This is a genomic window from Pacificoceanicola algae (assembly GCF_049341065.1).
Taxonomy (GTDB): domain Bacteria; phylum Pseudomonadota; class Alphaproteobacteria; order Rhodobacterales; family Rhodobacteraceae; genus Pacificoceanicola.
The window spans coordinates 1-17,058 of the sequence record NZ_JBMPIX010000036.1 but is presented as its reverse complement, the minus strand read 5'-3'; the positions used below and the strand labels follow the sequence as shown (position 1 = coordinate 17,058).

General features: G+C 58.5%; 16 protein-coding genes and 3 pseudogenes. 14 read left to right on the top strand and 5 right to left on the bottom strand.

Annotated features, from left to right (window positions below; genetic code table 11):
• Nucleotides 1-189 precede the first annotated feature (189 nt).
• The 5 genes and pseudogenes from ACOYQJ_RS24760 to ACOYQJ_RS24740 all read left to right on the top strand — a co-directional run bounded on the left by ACOYQJ_RS24760 (nucleotide 190) and on the right by ACOYQJ_RS24740 (nucleotide 3,247).
• Entirely contained in the window at nucleotides 190-1,179 is a 990-nt protein-coding gene (locus tag ACOYQJ_RS24760; RefSeq protein WP_422908576.1) for a replication initiator protein A, read from the top strand.
• Nucleotides 1,180-1,275: 96 nt separating this feature from the next.
• Nucleotides 1,276-1,944, top strand: a complete 669-nt coding sequence (locus tag ACOYQJ_RS24755; protein WP_422908575.1) for a ParA family protein — start codon at nucleotides 1,276-1,278, stop codon at nucleotides 1,942-1,944.
• The gene (locus ACOYQJ_RS24750) at nucleotides 1,926-2,219 is read left to right on the top strand and encodes a hypothetical protein (RefSeq protein WP_422908574.1); all 294 of its coding nucleotides are present in this window, start codon (nucleotides 1,926-1,928) and stop codon (nucleotides 2,217-2,219) included. The genes ACOYQJ_RS24755 and ACOYQJ_RS24750 overlap by 19 nt, the downstream gene beginning before the upstream one ends.
• A gap of 182 nt (nucleotides 2,220-2,401) precedes the next feature.
• Nucleotides 2,402-3,007: pseudogene (locus ACOYQJ_RS24745) on the top strand (MT-A70 family methyltransferase); the annotation flags it as partial.
• Complete coding sequence (locus ACOYQJ_RS24740) at nucleotides 2,999-3,247, top strand: helix-turn-helix domain-containing protein (protein ID WP_422908587.1); 249 nt, start codon at nucleotides 2,999-3,001, stop codon at nucleotides 3,245-3,247. The pseudogene ACOYQJ_RS24745 and the gene ACOYQJ_RS24740, both read left to right, overlap by 9 nt.
• 4 nt (nucleotides 3,248-3,251) lie before the next feature.
• Here the strand turns inward: ACOYQJ_RS24740 and ACOYQJ_RS24735 are convergent, their stop codons facing one another.
• The 3 genes and pseudogenes from ACOYQJ_RS24735 to ACOYQJ_RS24725 form a co-directional block, all read right to left on the bottom strand.
• Entirely contained in the window at nucleotides 3,252-3,959 is a 708-nt protein-coding gene (locus ACOYQJ_RS24735) for a BglII/BstYI family type II restriction endonuclease (protein WP_422908573.1), read from the bottom strand.
• Nucleotides 3,960-3,989: 30 nt separating this feature from the next.
• Nucleotides 3,990-4,256 carry a type II toxin-antitoxin system VapC family toxin gene (locus ACOYQJ_RS24730; protein ID WP_422908572.1) on the bottom strand — a complete coding sequence of 89 codons (267 nt, stop codon included), beginning with the start codon at nucleotides 4,254-4,256 and terminating at the stop codon, nucleotides 3,990-3,992.
• Between the two features lie 110 nt (nucleotides 4,257-4,366).
• Nucleotides 4,367-4,510 (bottom strand): annotated as a pseudogene (locus ACOYQJ_RS24725) (IS3 family transposase); the annotation flags it as partial.
• A gap of 44 nt (nucleotides 4,511-4,554) precedes the next feature.
• On the opposite strand from ACOYQJ_RS24725, the gene ACOYQJ_RS24720 reads away from it, so the two are divergent.
• A protein-coding gene (locus ACOYQJ_RS24720; RefSeq protein ID WP_422908571.1) for an IS3 family transposase occupies nucleotides 4,555-5,705 on the top strand; the annotation gives its coding sequence in 2 pieces (ribosomal slippage) (nucleotides 4,555-4,801 and nucleotides 4,801-5,705; 1,152 coding nt in all).
• Between the two features lie 18 nt (nucleotides 5,706-5,723).
• Here ACOYQJ_RS24720 and ACOYQJ_RS24715 read toward each other — a convergent pair.
• Together ACOYQJ_RS24715 and ACOYQJ_RS24710 are read right to left on the bottom strand one after the other, a co-directional pair.
• Nucleotides 5,724-6,949, bottom strand: a pseudogene (locus ACOYQJ_RS24715) (IS3 family transposase); the annotation flags it as partial.
• 344 nt (nucleotides 6,950-7,293) lie between these two features.
• A complete protein-coding gene (locus tag ACOYQJ_RS24710) occupies nucleotides 7,294-8,169 on the bottom strand; it encodes an alpha/beta hydrolase (protein ID WP_422908570.1) in 876 nt (291 codons plus the stop codon).
• A gap of 141 nt (nucleotides 8,170-8,310) precedes the next feature.
• Between ACOYQJ_RS24710 and ACOYQJ_RS24705 the strand changes: the two genes are divergently transcribed.
• The 8 genes from ACOYQJ_RS24705 to dctP all read left to right on the top strand — a co-directional run.
• Complete coding sequence (locus ACOYQJ_RS24705) at nucleotides 8,311-8,943, top strand: GntR family transcriptional regulator (RefSeq protein ID WP_422908569.1); 633 nt, start codon at nucleotides 8,311-8,313, stop codon at nucleotides 8,941-8,943.
• 156 nt (nucleotides 8,944-9,099) lie between these two features.
• The gene (locus ACOYQJ_RS24700) at nucleotides 9,100-10,164 is read left to right on the top strand and encodes an alcohol dehydrogenase (RefSeq protein WP_217649922.1); all 1,065 of its coding nucleotides are present in this window, start codon (nucleotides 9,100-9,102) and stop codon (nucleotides 10,162-10,164) included.
• A gap of 29 nt (nucleotides 10,165-10,193) precedes the next feature.
• Nucleotides 10,194-11,735: a class I adenylate-forming enzyme family protein gene (locus ACOYQJ_RS24695; RefSeq protein ID WP_422908568.1), complete on the top strand. Its 1,542-nt coding sequence runs from the start codon at nucleotides 10,194-10,196 to the stop codon at nucleotides 11,733-11,735.
• 68 nt (nucleotides 11,736-11,803) lie between these two features.
• The gene (locus ACOYQJ_RS24690) at nucleotides 11,804-13,237 is read left to right on the top strand and encodes an NAD-dependent succinate-semialdehyde dehydrogenase (RefSeq protein ID WP_217649921.1); all 1,434 of its coding nucleotides are present in this window, start codon (nucleotides 11,804-11,806) and stop codon (nucleotides 13,235-13,237) included.
• 129 nt (nucleotides 13,238-13,366) lie between these two features.
• Nucleotides 13,367-13,699, top strand: a complete 333-nt coding sequence (locus ACOYQJ_RS24685) for a 2Fe-2S iron-sulfur cluster-binding protein (protein ID WP_422908567.1) — start codon at nucleotides 13,367-13,369, stop codon at nucleotides 13,697-13,699.
• A 25-nt stretch (nucleotides 13,700-13,724) separates the two neighbouring features.
• Nucleotides 13,725-14,996: a cytochrome P450 gene (locus ACOYQJ_RS24680; RefSeq protein ID WP_422908566.1), complete on the top strand. Its 1,272-nt coding sequence runs from the start codon at nucleotides 13,725-13,727 to the stop codon at nucleotides 14,994-14,996.
• Between the two features lie 76 nt (nucleotides 14,997-15,072).
• Entirely contained in the window at nucleotides 15,073-15,756 is a 684-nt protein-coding gene (locus ACOYQJ_RS24675) for a glutathione S-transferase family protein (protein ID WP_093039369.1), read from the top strand.
• Nucleotides 15,757-16,071: 315 nt separating this feature from the next.
• A partial coding sequence (gene dctP / locus ACOYQJ_RS24670; protein ID WP_422908565.1) for a TRAP transporter substrate-binding protein DctP occupies nucleotides 16,072-17,058 on the top strand: 987 nt, incomplete at its 3' end.

Genomic DNA, 17,058 nt, shown 5'->3' with positions numbered 1-17,058 from the left:
GAACTATCGGTGTGTAGAGTATCGAAGAATGGTGGGTAGACTATCGAAGAAAGGTGTGTAGAGTATCGAAGAATATTCGCGTCTGGTGGGCAGACTGTCGAAGAATGGTGGGTAGACTATCGAATAATGGCACGGCCTCGTAGAAGAACAGCATTGCTCCCACAGAGGCACACTGAGCCTGATCTGTTCGTGTGCGATATTCTGGACGCCACTCCTAAAAGCGACAGGGCTTCAATGGAGCATCCACTGTTCTCGCTGTCGGTCAAGAAAGACCTGGCTGCTTTCGAATATGAACAGGGCAATGTCAGAGTAAAAATCACGCCAGCGGCGGAAGAAGGCCGGGCCAACGTCTTCGACAGGGATATTCTGATTTATGTTCTGAGTCAGCTTATGGCAGCAAAGAATGAAGGGCAGGAAATCGGACGCCGTGTCCGTATCTCGGCCCATGATTTGCTAAAGGCAACCAACCGGCACACGACTGGACAGGCATACGCAACCTTGCGCCGCGCCCTCACCCGTCTCCAATTCACCCAGATCGAAACGAATATCCATGATCATGGTGTTGGGGAATGGCGGTCGATCTCATTCATTACGGACGCCAAAATCGTCAAGGAAGACTCCACAGGCCGCCTTCTCAGTGTAGAGCTCGAAATGGGTGATTGGCTGGTAAAAGCCATTGAAAACAAGAATGTTCTGACATTGCACAAGGCGTATTTTCAGCTTCGAAAGCCTCTGGAACGCCGTCTATACGAGTTGGCCCGGAAACACTGCGGAAAGCAGGAAGTCTGGCGGATTGGTCTCGACAAACTGCAACACAAGACCGGCTCCACGTCCACATCAAAGGAGTTCAAGCGGCTGGTGAAGGCAATTTGCAAAGCTGATGCAGATCAGTCCCATATGCCGGACTACAGTTTCAGGCTGCTGCATGATGTGCTGGAGGTTTCACCAAAACCCGAATTTCTCGATATCTACGGCGACAGTCCCGCCGTCGCTTCGGACATAACGGTCCGCCTGTCTTCGGCAGCATATGAACAGGCCCGTGACGCTGCCCCAACATGGGATGTCTATTTCCTTGAACAGGAATGGCGAATGTGGATGAGCGAACCGCCGCGCCATCCAGACGGGGCGTTCGTCGGCTTCTGCCGCAAGTGGTATGAACGCAAGGGAAAGGCCCCTTAACACATAACAGATATGGCATATCTGTTATCACTTAATGGTTATGTGTTGACTGTTATCTGTTAAGAGATAAGGTGTGCAAAAAATTGAGGTCATAACATGACGCAGGTTATCAGCGTAGTGCAGGAAAAAGGTGGTGCCGGGAAAACAACTCTCCTGACGGCCATCGCCAGTTTGATGGATGAGGATGGTGCAAAGATCGCGGTGATCGACACTGACCCGCAACGGCATTTGGAAGCCTGGGCCAAGAAAGGTCAGACAAGTCTCGACTGGCTCTACGAAGAGGATGATGAAAAACTCATCCCAACGGTCAAGGCTTTGAAGAAGGCCGACCCGGCTTATGATGCAATTTTCGTGGACACTGCTGGCTTCAAGTCCGCGATGTCGATGCATGCTATCGCCGCTGCAAACCTGATCCTGATCCCGTCAAAGGCCAATGAAGCGGACGCCAAGGGTGCGAAACGCACATTCTCTCATGTGCAAAGCGTTGCGGAGACCATGGAAAAAGAGATTCCAGCGCTTGTCGTGATGATGGATGTGGATACGCACACCAACATCACACAGGCGATTACTGATGCGCTGGATGCCCAGAAAGTACCGCGCCTAAACGCCATGTGCGCGCATCGTACCGGGTTCAAGGAAATGACCTCGACGGGCCAGTCTCCACAGGGATCGGCCAGACGGTCTGCAAAATCAGTCCTGGCTGACTTGCAGGGCAGGGGCTTAATCAGTTTCTACAGGAGTGGGTCATGGCCAAAGTCAGCGTAAATCTTGATGACGACCTCGATGGCGACGATAGCGCGCGGAAATTGAAGGAACTCTCGGCTCCGCTGCCAAGTGTAAGTAAATCCAAGTCTACGGCCTTGAAAGACGCTCCACGTGTCCAGTTTTCTTTCACGAATGTTCCCAAGCCGATCAAAGAAGCTTTTGCCTATGAGGCTCAGAAGCGTGGCGTAACTCAAAAAGAACTGCTGTATGAGTGCTTGCGAGCAGGAGGGATCAACATCCCGGATGCTGCTGAAATTGATGGCCGCAGAAGATAACTGTTAAGTGTTATCTAATATGCAATCGACCTTGCTGCGCGCTCGTATAGGGTAGGGCCATCGCCTTAAACAAAGATATTATCTGCTCGGAAGTAGCAACTTTGACAAGCATAATTTGCTTTTAGGGCTAGCCATTCCGAACGCGCCTATGTAAAGATCTGAAAAAAGATCCGGGAGCAGTCATGTCTAAGAAAAATGCAGATCCTTTGCGGCCAGAAGCACAACCCCCAGCTTTGCCAAAAGTTGTTGGCGGGTTCTCAACTGTGCTGGCAGACCCTCCTTGGCGTTTCACTAATCGTACTGGCAAAGTGGCCCCGGAACACCGTCGCCTTGATCGCTATTCAACGATGGATTTGGAGGCGATTAAAGCTCTGCCGGTTTCAGATGCTTGCGCGAAAAACGCGCATTTATATTTGTGGGTTCCAAACGCTCTTTTGCCAGATGGACTGGCTGTTATGGAGGCTTGGGGTTTTCGTTATGTTTCAAACATCATATGGGCAAAGCGACGCAAAGATGGAGGGCCAGATGGTCGCGGGGTAGGATTCTACTTTCGGAACGTCACAGAGATGCTCTTATTCGGGGTCAAGGGTTCTATGCGGACGCTTGCGCCAGCGCGGTCACAAGTGAATATGATTGAGACACGCAAGCGCGAGCACTCGCGCAAGCCAGATGAACAGTACGATCTGATAACGGCTTGCTCGCCTGGTCCATACTTGGAGATGTTTGCTCGCCATCCGCAGAAAGGGTGGACCCTATGGGGCGACGAGGCATCAGATGATGTGAAACCTCGTGGGCAAGTTCACAAGGGATACTCTGGCGGCGGGATATTCCCTCCATTACACGCTAAAGAGACAATTCCTGAGCTTGTGGCAACCGAGATTGGTCGCGAAATTGGAAGTCGCTATGAGGCTGGCGCAAGCATCCGAGATCTTGCCGTAGAAACAGGTTATCCGATTCAAAGAGTAAGGTCTTTATTGGAGCTAGTAGAAACTCCGTTGCGCAAACGGGGACGACCTGCCGCAGAGTAGCTGGCTAAGCAACGGGGTAAGGGGTTCCGTCCCAAGTGTCTTGGTTTGCAGCCACAATCAAGACGGGACAAGAACCCATCACACCGCGCCTTACTCTCATCTGAGCTTTGTCGAAGGCAGTGACGGTTGAGGTTGTAAGGTCGATTGGGAGCTTCTTGTTGCGCTGTTCTTCTGGCAGCGTTTCTTGGTAGTCAGCCCATAGCTGGCGAGCCAGTTTTAGAAGTGGTAGCCGGTCTTTAGTGATTATCACACCAGCTGATATCACTCCCGCTTCGTACCAAGAGCGGTATGCTGCCAAATCGCGATCTAAATTGCCGTCTTTGGCGTTCCACTCAACGTCCAGAACAACCCTATTCTTGAAGTTATCGACTAAATAGCCCTCTTGATATACCTCGGGCAATTCGCCAATTTTTTCAGAATCTTTAGAAAACAAGATCCCCTTTGTTGATAGGTCTAATCGAGTTTCCTGCCAGCCTCTTTCATGAAATGCGGTGTCGATCTGTTCTGCAATATCGCCCCTGTTGCCGCCCGCACGCAACCAATATTGCGGGTCCAGACGATACGTTGACAGGATACTTATGATGTCCTTCCACTCTTCCGGACAGACAGCTTTCATGACCGCAGATGCTGAGTTTGTCTCCATGAATGACCAGTGATTGCGCGCTTCGCTGGGCATGACACCTGGATCATCGTAGGTACTTGTCTCAAACATTCATATTTCCCAACGATCCCATTTGTAGTGTCATGTCTTAACAGGGTTAATAACAGCCAAGCCGCTAAATTTATTCACAAAATCACGGTCATTCAATGTGATCAACGCGACGCCCTTTGCCTTAGCTACAGCACCGATCATAAAATCTGGCAAGACACCATCCTTCTTCCCTGTACCCTTGCTACGTCGATACTCCTTAAAAACTTGGCCTGCGGAAAACAAACCTTCATCGTTTGCGCGCAGATCTGAGATGCCAAGTTCGTCTAGCGCCAACCTGAGTTCTTCAGCAGAACTCATACCTGCTGACGCTTCGGCGAAAACGACCTCGGTGATTGTCCGTCGTCAGGGATTTTGGGACAGATGGCCGCCTGAACTAAGAGAGGGCTCCGCTCATCTAGTTGGTTTGATTATGCGGCTGATTTGCGGTGAAGCAAGCGTCGCGTTTCGATGGTCCTCTGCTTGATCCTTTCTCGTTGTTTCAGAATGGTTTGGCCACGCCCGAAGTAGACGTCGGCGGGGGTGAGGTTCTGCAGGCTTGAGGTGCCCCTAGATTTGTAGACGCTTTGCCCTCTAATTTTGAGGCAAGGAGGCCGACATGGGGACAAGCAACTACAGCGACGAGTTCAAGCGGGATGCGGTGCATCAGATCACGGTGCGCGGGTATCCGGTCCGGGAGGTATCCCAGCGTTTGGGCGTCAGCACGCATTCTCTTTACAAATGGATGAAGCTGTTCGGGGAACCAGCGTCCAAAGCGAACGGCATCGATTACGAGGCCGAGAACCGGCGGTTGAAGCGTGAACTGGCTCGGGTGAGCGAGGAGCGCGACATCTTAAAAAAGGCAACGGCGTACTTCGCGCGCGAGTCCCAATGAAGTACGCGTTCATCCGGGCGCATCGCGAAGAGTTTAGCGTCCGGGCCATGTGCCGGGTGTTGCGGGTTCATTTCAGCGGCTTCTATGCATGGCTTAAGGAACCGTTAAGCAGGCGTGCGCTGGAAGATGTGCGCCAGACGGACCTTATCCGGCAGGCCTGGGCCGACAGCGGCAAGGTTTATGGTTACCGCAAGCTTGCAGATGATCTGCGCGACCAGGGCGAGCAAGTATCCGAGAACCGGGTGGCGCGTCTGGCATCACTGGCCGGGATCGCCGCACAGGTTGGCTACAGACGCCGTCCCGGCCATTATGGTGGCAAGCCCGCCATCGTGGCCGAGAACAGGCTGGAGCAGCAGTTCCATGCCTCTCGGCCCGACCAGATCTGGGTGACCGACATCACCTACATCAAGACCCACGAGGGCTGGCTGTATCTGTGTGTCATCATCGACCTGTACTCGCGCCGCGTGGTCGGTTGGTCCGCTCAATCGCGCATGACCACGGACCTGGCCTTGCAGGCTCTGCTGATGGCTGTCTGGCGGCGAAAGCCCGACGGCAAAGTCATGGTGCATTCCGACCAAGGCTCCCAATTCACCAGCCGGGAGTGGCAGACGTTTCTCCGCCAGCACAATCTGGAAGCCAGCATGAGCCGTCGTGGCAACTGCCATGACAATGCCGTCGCCGAGAGCTTCTTCCAGTTATTGAAACGGGAACGGATCAGGCGGCGAACCTACCCCACACGGGATGACGCCAGACGGGACGTGTTCGAATACATCGAGATGTTCTACAACCCAAAGCGCAAGCACACGAACAACGGCATGCTGTCGCCCGTTGACTTCGAAACCAGACAGCAGAAACTGAACCAGGCAGGTGTCTAGGAAACTAGGGGCACCTCAGCTCTCGTGGTAGCGCCGGTGGTTGTAATGATTGACAAAGGCGTCGATCTGCTGTCGAAGGTCGCCCGGCAGATAGTAGTTTTCCAGCAGGATGCGGTTCTTGAGGGTCTGATGCCATCGCTCGATCTTACCCTGAGTCTGCGGGTGATATGGAGCGCCGCGCACATGGTCCATGTGCTGATCTTCCAGCCAGTCAGCCAGTTCACCGGAGATGTAACTGGCGCCATTGTCCGATAGCAGCCGCGGTTTGTGCAGAACTGTCGCCTGGTCGCAGCCCGAGGCCTGCAGCGCCAGATCCAGCGTGTCGGTCACGTCGCCCGTCTTCATCGTCGTGCAGAGCTTCCAGGCGATGATGTAGCGGCTGTAGTCATCCAGGATCGTCGAGAGATAGAACCAGCCCCAGCCGATGACCTTGAGATAGGTGAAGTCGGTCTGCCACAGCTGATTTGGCCGCGTTGTCTTGTCCCGGAACTCATCAGCAGCCGACAGAACCACATATGCCGGGCTGGTGATCAGGTCGTAGGACTTGAGGATGCGATAGACTGAAGCCTCTGACACAAAATACTTTTCCGTGTCGGTGAACTGCACGGCCAGCTCGCGTGGCGACAGATCGCATTCCTTCAGGGCCAGGTCTTTGATCGTCTCACGAACCGGCTCAGGGATGCGGTTCCAGACCCGTGACGGCTTGGGGCTGCGATCCTCCAGAGCCTCAGGGCCGCTAGTCTGATAGCGGTCATACCAGCGGTAGAACGTGGTCCTGGGGATGCCCAGTTTGTCCAGCGTGCGCTTGGTCGGCAGGTGCGACCGCTCGACCAGCCGGATGATCTCCAGCTTCTCGGATGCGGGATACCTCATTCTTGGTCGCCCCCATCCCCGAGCATGCTTTTTTTGAGCAAACGGAGTTCCAAAGCCTGTTCGGCAACAACTTCCTTCAAGTCTCGGGATTCTCGGCGCAGATCCTTGACCTCGGTCGAAGTCGCCGCTCGCGCGGTATCGCCCGCCAGGCGCTTCTTCCCGGCCTCGAGGAACTCCTTGGACCAGCTGTAGTAGAGGCTCTGAGCGATGCCTTCGCGGCGGCACAGCTCGGCGATACTGTCCTCGCCCTTCAAGCCGTCCAGCACGATCCTGATCTTTTCCTCGGCTGAATACTGTTTGCGCGTCGCACGGCGGATGTCTTTGACGACCTTTTCGCCGTGGCTTTGCTTGGTTCCGGGTTTCTGTCTCATCTCCACTCCTTGGTGGTTACGATGTGCCAGAAACCCTCTCTTATCAAATCACCCTAAACTGTCCCATTGGTGCTGACGTCAGACATGCGCGATCCATTCCAGCAGGAAAGGGGCTTCGTTTCGCACGGTTGAGACACACAGGATACGCATTGCCAATGACGTTAGCGGAGGGGCTTTGTGAATTACAGCCGTTTGCCATCCAGTTTACGGCCCAGCACCCCAGGCTTTGACTTCTCCGGGGTTGGCTGAGCGTCGGTTTGTTGCCAGCAGATCTGCAATGAGAAGAAGACCCGGGATGCCAAAACAGAAGCAACATGCGCGCGTTTTCAAGGCGCAGGTGAAAATCAGCCGGGCAGTCCCAGGTGGCGCAGCAGGGTTGCGGTCAGCGGATTGCCCGGCTCTGTCATGGCTTCGACGACCGAAAAATGGTGGTGGCCGGGCGTTTCGATATATGCGACGCGCCCTGCTTCGGCCTGCCAGGCGGTGGCCAGATCGCGCGATTGCCGCCGGGCTTCGCCGGTTTCATCCGCCCCGGCCACGATGCTGATCGGCATTCGCGCCGCCGGGGTCATAAACCGCGGGCTGTTGCGGGCGGCGGTGGCGCGGTCCATCTGCACCGCCGCGTTCACCGAACAGAACCGCAAAGGCTCCAGGTCAAACAGGCCGCTGACGGGGACAGCGGATTTGATCATGTCCGGTGGCAGGCCGGGCTGAAACGCCGCCCAGTCCGTTGCCGCCATCATTGCCGCCAGGTGTCCGCCCGCGGAATGACCGGTCACATGCAGCCGTGCCGGGTCGCCGCCATGATCGCGGGCGTTGTGCCAGACCCAGGCGCAGGCGTGGCGCACCTGGTCGACCAGCGCATCCAGCGTGACAGCAGGGCAGAGCGTGTAATTGACCGAAACCACCATGGCCCCGGCTGATACCAGGGGTTCGAGGGCAAAGGCGTAATCGTCCTTGTCCAGCGACTGCCAATAGCCGCCGTGGATGAAAATTTGCACCGGCGCGCCGGGCCGGGCGGGGGGCATCAGATCAAGCCGCTGATCGGGCAGGGGGCCATAGGCGATGTTGCGCAGGACGTCGGCGCGGCCCAGGAAATCCGCGCTGCGCCGCGCCCACCGGGCCATGGTTTTGCCAAGATCCATGTCCGAGGCATCGCTGGCCCAGGGCCTGTATTCCTGTTCCAACCGGGTTTTGTAGATCATGCGACCCTCAGTCATGATATGTTGGCTCCGATCTGCGGGTCGCCCGTTTTGCGCCATCCGGCTGTGGCGCCCACGGATTGACATATAACAACTCGATTCATAACATATCAAGAATTGCATGTAGACCGGCGGCGGTCACATCCAGCTGGGGCGCGCATGACACTTACCGATCAGGCCTATGAAACCATCGAAGAACAAATATGCACGCTCGTCTTGCCGCCGGGGGCCAGCCTGTCGGAAATAAAGCTGTCCGAACAGTTGGGGATCGGCAAGACCCCGGTGCGAGAAGCGCTGCAGCGGCTGAAATATGACGGGCTCATCACCATCACGCCACGGCGCGGGGCGATGGTGACCAGCATAGACATCCAGTCACAGCTCAGGGTGCTTGAGGTTCGCCGGGTGATCGAGCCGCTGACCATAAGCCTGGCCACCACGCGGGCCACCGCGCCCCAGCGCGAGAGCCTGGCCAGGTTGGCGGGTGCCATGCGCGAGGCCGGGGATGCGGCTGAAAGTATCACCCTGATCCGGCTGGATGCGGAATTCAACCAACTGGTGGTGGATGCCGCCCAGAACGATCTGGCCCGGCGCACCATGGCGTCGATCAACGCGCATTGCCGACGGTTCTGGTTCCAGTATTACAAATCTGTCGGCGATGCTGCGACCGAAGCCCACCTGCATGCGGATATCGCCGACGCCATCGCCAGGAACGCCCCGGCGGATGCGGACAGGGCGTCCCATCTTTTGCTGGACTATTTCCAGCGGTTCACCCGGAAAACGCTGGACCTGTGACTCCCGGCTGAAAACCCGCCACCCGGGCGGATCGTGACCTGGGTGACATGGCATATTGACAGGGTGCCGGGTTGACATTATTGGTATTACCAAATTGGCATACAACTAATGTTCACCCCGCCCCGGTCAAGGGCGGGCGTTCAGGGGGGATCCAGAGTGAGCCAGAAAATGCGCTGTTACTGTGTTACCAAACACAACGAACCACTTGTCGCGGTGGATACGGAAACGCCCACGCTGGAGGGAACGCAGGTCCTGGTAAAGGTCACCCGCGCCGGTATCTGCCACACCGACCTGCACCTGTGGGAAGGCAGCTATAACCTGGGCGGCGGCAAGCGGTTGGATATTTCCGACCGGGGCATCGATTTGCCCCTGACGCTGGGCCACGAGATCGCCGGCGAGGTGGTCGCGGTCGGTCCCGATGCCGGTGCCAGCGTGGTGGGGACAACCTGTGTCGTGCACCCGTGGCTGGGATGTGGCGAATGCGACACTTGCCAGCGGGGCCAGGAAAACATCTGCCTGAAATCGGCCTCTATCGGTGTTTTCAGACCCGGCGGTTACAGCGAATATGTTGTCGTGCCGGACCCGAAATTCTGTGTCGATATCGGCGATATCGACCCCAGCCAGGCGGCATTGCTTGCCTGTTCCGGTGTCACCACCTACAGCGCCATCCGCAAGTTCGGAGAGGTCCTGAAGGATGTTCCGCTGGTGATCATCGGCGCGGGCGGGCTGGGTTTCATGGCCCTGTCCATCGTTCAGGCGATGGGGTTCAAGGGCGCGATCATGGTCGATCTCGACCAGACCAAACGCGACGAGGCAATCCGGGCCGGGGCCTTGGCCGCGATCGATTCCGGCGCCGACGATGCCGCCGAACAGATCATCGCCGCCACCGGCGGTGGCGCGATGGCGGTTCTGGATCTTGTCGGGGCCGAGGCCACCACCAGCCTGGCCATCGCATCGGTTGCCCGCGGGGCCCATATCGTGATCTGCGGGCTGTACGGCGGCGAACTGGTTGTGCCGCTGCCCTATATCCCGATGCGGCCCCTGCATATCCAGGGCAGCTGGGTCGGCAATCTTGCCGAGCTGCGCGAACTGATCGGGCTGGTGCGCGACCGGGGTCTGCGCACGGTGCCGGTTGTCGAACGCCCGCTTGAGACCGCGTTTGATTCGCTCATGGATCTGAAACAGGGCCGCCTGCTGGGGCGGGTGGTGCTGGTGCCCTAGCCGCGCGCGGCGCAAAAGAAGCAGATATCATGACCGAGCTGCCAAACAGATTGCATCGCATCCTGGACCAGGGCGCGGCAAACGGGGCCGACCGCGTCGCTTTTGTCGACGAGGCCGGAGACAACTGGAGTTTTCAGGATCTGATCGACACCTCAGCCAGGGTGGCGGATGACCTGTCCGCCCTGGGGGTCCGGCCCGGCGACCGGCTGATGATCGTCTGCGAAAATTCAATCGCCGCGATCGTGTTGCTTTATGCCGCCAGCCGTATCGACGCCTGGGCGGTGATGACCAATGCCCGCCTCAGCGCCCGCGAAATCGACGCAATCAAAGAAGACTGCGCACCCCGGCGCACGGTCTATGTGCACGGGACATCGGCGGATGCGGGTGGCCATGGCCGCCGTACCGGCGCGCGGGATCATGAATTTCACCGCATCGGCAGCGTCCTGATCAGCGATCTGGACGAAACCTGTTCCGTTGAACCCGTCAGCCCCGATCCGGCAAAACAGGTGGCGGTGCTGATTTACACCACCGGGACAACCGGGCGGCCAAAGGGCGTGATGCTGAGCCATGCCAACCTGGTCTTTGTCGCCAGCCAGGGCAAGCGGACCGGCAGAATGCTGCCCGAAGATGTCAGCCTGTGCCTGATGCCGATCTCGCATTCCTATGGGCTGACGACCATGCAGGGCATGCTGTTTGCCGGGGGGCGTCAGCACCTGATGGCGCGGTTTTCCGTGTCCGGGGTGGCGCGGCTGATCCTGGACCAGACCCTGACCGTGCTGATGGCGGTTCCGGCGGTGTACAGCCGGCTGGTCAATTTCGCCAAGACGCAGGACCGCAGGCTGGTGCCCAACCGGTTGCGGTATCTCTATACCGGCACCGCGCCGCTGGATCTGACCCTGCGTCGGCAATCCGAAGACGTGCTGGGCGTGGTCATGCAAAACGGCTATGGGCTGACCGAAACCTCCCCCACCATCAGCAGAAGCGGCTTTGCCCTGGGCAGCGACGAGACCCATATCGGGGTGCCGATACCAGGGGTCGAAGTGCGGATCGCCGCGCCGGGTACCGGTGAACCGGTGGCCGCGGGCACGCCGGGCGAACTGTTGGTGCGCGGGCCGAATGTCATGGTCGGCTATTACCGGCGGCCCGATCTGACCCGCGCGGTCATCGACGCGGACGGGTTTTTCGCCACCGGCGACATCGCGCGTCAGGCCGAAGACGGGGCCCTGCACCTGGAAGGCCGGGCCAAGGAGCTGATCATCCGCTCCGGGTTCAACGTCTACCCCCAGGAGATCGAGGCCGAACTGAACGCACATCCCGGCGTTTTTGCATCCGCCGTTGTCGGGCGCGATGTCGAAAACGATGAAGAGATCATCGCCTTTGTCGAGCTGGCTCCGGGCCAGCCCGTCACGGCGCGGGCGCTGGCGGAATTCATCGCCCCGCGCCTGACGCCTTACAAGCGGCCCCAGCTTATCGTCATTCTGGATGCGCTGCCGCTGTCTCCGAATGCCAAGATCCTCAAACACGAACTGAAGGCACGGGCGGCAAAGCTGCCGATGACGGCAGTTCAATGAGACCCGGCCAGCGGGCTGCAGCAATACGCGGGGCCAGCAGACCCCGAATTCTTATGGAGAGTGACGACATGTATCCGAAAATACAGATGTATATCGACGGGCAGTGGTGTGCCGGGTCCGCAGGCCGCGTTGAACCGATCCTGAACCCGGCGACCGGCCAGCCGATCGGCGACGTCCCCTGTGCCGAGATCGTCGATCTGCAGGCCGCCGTCGATGCGGCGAAGAAAGGGTTCCAGACCTGGCGGCGGACCCCGGCCTATGCGCGGTACAAACTGATGCGCGCGGCGGCGGAAAACCTGCGCAACAACGCTGACCAGACCGCCCATTGGATCACGGCGGAACAGGGCAAACCCCTGGCCGAGGCCCGGATGGAAACGCTTCTGGGGGCCGATCTGATCGACTGGTTCGCCGAAGAGGCGCGGCGCACATACGGGCAGGTCGTCCCGGCCCGTGCGGGAAACATCCGGCAAATCGTGGTCAAGGAACCGGTCGGGCCGGTGGCGGCGTTCACCCCCTGGAATTTCCCGATCAACCAGGCGGTGCGGAAAATATCGTCGGCGCTGGCGGCGGGCTGTTCGATCATTGTCAAACCGGCCGAGGAAACCCCCGCCGGTTGCCGGGCGCTGGTGCAGGCCTTTGCCGAGGCCGGGTTGCCGGACGGGGTGCTGAACATGGTGTTTGGAACGCCTTCGCAGGTGTCGGAATTCCTGATTTCCCATCCCGACATCGCCAAGATTTCGTTTACCGGCTCAACCGCGGTCGGCAAACAGCTTGCCGCCCTGGCGGGGACCCATATGAAACGCACCACGATGGAACTGGGCGGGCATGCCCCGGTCATCGTGTTCGAGGATGCCAATGTCGAAAAGGCCGCCGAACTGCTGGCCGCCGCCAAGTTCCGGAACGCGGGGCAGGTCTGTGTGTCGCCGACCCGTTTCATGGTGCATGAAAGCCAGTACCAGGCGTTTGTTGACCGGTTCAGCGATATTGCACAGAACATCAAGGTCGGAAACGGCGCCGACCCGGATGTCACCATGGGCCCGCTGGCCAACCCGCGGCGGCTGGAAGCCATCGAAGGGTTCGTGCAGGACGCGGTGACCCGTGGTGCCACGGTCAGAACCGGCGGCAGCAGGATCGGCAACGAAGGGTTCTTTTTTCAGCCCACGGTCCTGACCGATGTGCCAAAAGACGCGCGGATCATGAACGAAGAACCGTTTGGGCCGGTGGTGCCGATCACCCCGTTTTCCAGCTTTGATGAGGCGGTCGCCGAGGCAAACCGCCTGCCATACGGGCTGGCCGCCTATGCCTATACCCGGTCAGCGCAGACCGCCGCCGATATCGGTGCCGCCTTTGAAAGCGGCATGGTGGCGATCAACCATCACGGCCTGGCCCTGCCCGAGATCCATTTCGGCGGCATCAAGGATTCGGGCAGCGGATCGGAAGGCGGATCAGACGCGATCGAAGGCTATCTCAACACCAAGCTGATAACCCAGGCCAGCCTGTAGCGGTTTCCCCGATCCGGGCACCAGCGGCCAGATCGCCGCTGGTATAGGGACGAACCGGGCACGAATCTTTGACATTTTTCTGACATGTTAATAGAATGGCAGACGCAAGCGAACGAAAGGGCCGCCAAGATGGCACACAAGACACCAAGTATCCATTTCGAACTGACCGACGGCAGCCTGCGCACGGTGCCGGCAAAGGCCGGTGTCAGCCTGATGCGGCATGCGCTGGACAACGGCATTCCCGGCATCCCGGCGGATTGCGGCGGCGATTGCGCCTGCGCGACCTGTCACGTCCATGTCGACCCCGGCTGGTTCAGCCAACTGCCCGAAACCACGCAACAGGAAGGTGACCTGTTGGATATCGTGGACGACCTGTGCGACGTCTCGCGGCTGTCCTGCCAGATCGTCGTCACCGAAGACATGGACGGGCTGACCGTCAAGATCCCGGAATTCTACGTGTAATTCCGGCAAGCGGAGGAAGAAGGCGATGAACATAGCGGCCAATGATCTGCTCGCAGAGCATACCCAACGCGCCCGGCAGATGCGCGTCGAAGACATCGACGTCGTTGACGGTGCCCTGTACCAGGACGGCACCTGGATGCCCTATTTCGAACGGCTGCGGGCAGAAGACCCGGTGCATTATTTCGAAAACGGCCGGTTTGGCCCGAACTGGGCAATCACCAAGTTCGAAGACATCATGGAAGTGGAAAAGGACTGGCGCCTGTTTTCATCCGATGTCGACTGGGGCGGGGTGCTGATCTGGCAGAAAGCACCCGAGAACCGTTTGCGCAGCCTGATATCTTCTGATCCGCCCAGCCACTCTGTCAAACGCAAGGCGGTGCAGACCGTGGTGCACCCCCGCCGGTTGCAGCAGATGGACCAGCTGGTCCGCGAGCGCACCATAAAGCTGATTGAAGACCTGCCCCTGAACGAAACCTTCAACTGGGTTGAAAAGGTTTCGATCCCGCTGACAACGCTGACCCTGGCAACCATTTTCGGCTTTCCGATGGAGCACCGGCATCTTCTGACCCATTGGTCTGAGGTGGCTTTTGCCGATCTTCTGGGCGACTGCGATACGATCAAGACCGAAGAAGACCGCGCCGTTGAGCTGAACAAATGCCTGGAAACCTTTCTGGAACTGCGCGCCGAGCGGCGGCGCACCGGCGAAACCGACGACCTGCTGTCCATCCTGACCCATAGCGAAGCGTACCGGGATGTTGATGACAAAGAGCTGCTGGGAAACCTGATCACGCTGATTGTCGGGGGCAATGAAACCACCCGCAGCACCATGAGCGGCAGCGTTCTGTTCCTGAACCAGTTCCCCGAAGAAGCCCGCAAACTGCGCCAGAATCCCGATCTGATCAACAGCATGGTCTGTGAATCGATCCGTTTCCAGTCGCCGGCCCTGGCCTTTCGGCGCACCGCGACGCGGGACACCGTGCTGCGCGGCAAGCAGATCAAACAGGGCGACCGGCTGGTGCTGTGGTATGTCTCGGGGAACCGGGATTCAGAAATCATCGAAAACCCGGACCAGTTCATCATCGACCGGGACGACCCGCGCAAACATGTTTCCTTTGGCGGCGGCGTTCACAGATGCGTCGGCAACCGGGTTGCGGAAATGCAGCTGCGCATCCTGTGGGAAGAACTGCTGAAACACGATCTGCATGTCGAAGTCGTGGGAGAACCGCGCCGGCCCTATAACCTGTTCGTTCACGGATATACGGACCTGCCGGTGCAGGTCAGATCCCTGGCCGGGTAAGACGTGGGGCCAGGTAACAAGTCCGGGGCCTGCAGCCCTGTGAACCCGGATCACAGGCGATCCAGAAAGAGACGCGATGATTGATTTCTATTTTTGGCCGACGCCAAATGCCTACAAGGTGGCGGTCATGCTGGCCGAAATCGGTATCCCGTACCGGGTCATGCCGATCAACATTTTGGAAGGCGAACAGCACGCCCCGGAATTCCTGGACATCAACCCGAACGGGAAGGTCCCGGCGATTGTCGATCCCGATGGTCCCGACGGCAAACCCATCGCGATTTTCGAATCCGGGGCGATCCTGCTCTATCTTGCCGAAAAGACCGGGAAACTGCTGCCCACCGACAGTGTCCGCAGGTACGAAGCCCTGCAATGGCTGATGTTCCAGATGGGTGGGTTCGGGCCGATGCTGGGGCAGGCGCATCATTTCCGCGTCTATGCCCCGGAACAGATCGACTATGCGGTCGAACGTTACACCCGCGAAGCCAGCCGGTTGTACAAGGTTCTGGACCGTCGGCTGGCCGAGGTCGCATTCCTGGCCGGGGAATATTCGATCGCGGATATCGCGACCTTTACCTGGGTGCGCACCAGAAAGATGCACGGCCAGGACCTGCAAGATTACCCCGCGGTCCGGGACTGGTACAATCGCATCAAGGTCAGGTCCTCGGTCAGCGAAGCCCTGTCGCTGCTGAAAAGCGACATGACATGGAAGGTCGATAAAAAATCCGACTCATGGACCAACATGTTCGGCGCCAAGGTCTGACAGCGGATCGCGCGCCTGTTCCGGCCAATCGGTTTCCCTGAAAATCGCTGGAAACGCACGCGAATTCGCCGTGCCCGGCCCTCGCAGGCATTTGGTAAGTTAAGGATTGACTTCCCAATGTGGTCATACCAATATGGACTACCATAGGCTTTGCCGATTGCGCGGGGGCATCTGTTTCAGCTCTGCACCAACCGGGCAATCGAACCCGGTCCCGCCCGTTCGAGCGAGGAAAAAACCAAGAAACAGGCCGACAGTGGGCGCGGGTTTCAAGCCACCAGAACCATACGACTGACTTGAAAACGGGAGGACGGACCAATGAAAAAACTGACAACGACAGCAACCATGCTGTCAATCGCGATGACCACAGGCGCCATGGCCGAACCGGAAAAGTTCAACATGGCAACCCCCTGGCCCGGCGGCCAGATCATGAAATCCGCAAATCGATTTGCAGACCGGGTGAAACTGTTCACCAACGGCGAAGTCGAAATCGAAGTTCATGTCGGCGGCCAGCTTGGCGGCGCGCTGAAGGTGACCGATACCGTGCGCAACGGGGTCGCCGAGGCGGGCCATACCTGGATGGGCTATGACTGGGGCGTGGACCGCACGACGGTTCTGTTCGCCGGTTGGGCCGGCAGCCCGAAAACCGACGTTTTTGGTGCCTGGCTGACAGAAGGCGGCGGCGCGGAACTGCAGGCGCAGTTCCGGGACGAGGAATTCGACGTCGTTTCGATCAACTGCGGCCTCGGCTCGCCCGAAGTCGGCATGGTGTCGAACAAGAAAATCCAGTCGATTGAAGACTTTAAGGGGCTCAAGCTGCGGACCTCTGGTGCCTGGGCGGAAATCGCCGTGGGGCTGGGGGCATCGACCGTCACCGTTCCCGGTGGCGAAACATTCGAAGCACTTGAACGCGGGCTGATCGACGCGCTGGAATGGGGATCGCTTGGCACCAACCGCAATGCCGGGTTCCACGATATTGCCAAATACAGCATCTTTCCGGGCATCCACCAGCCGACGGTGATCTATGAATGCCTGTTCAACAAGGATGCCTGGGAACGGATCGGCGAACGGAACCAGCAGATGATCGCGGCCGCGGCGGAAGTCGAAATGTACGTGAACTATACGGAACGCGGCCATGAAGACGCCGAAGCCTATCAGTTCCTGAAGGAAAACGGCCACAAGTTCATCGTTCTGGATGACGAGGTTCTGGTCGAAGCCGCCCGGCTTTCGGCGGAATGGGCCGACAAGGTCGCCGCCGACAATCCCTGGTTCGCAAAGGTTCTGGAATCACAGCGCGCATATGAG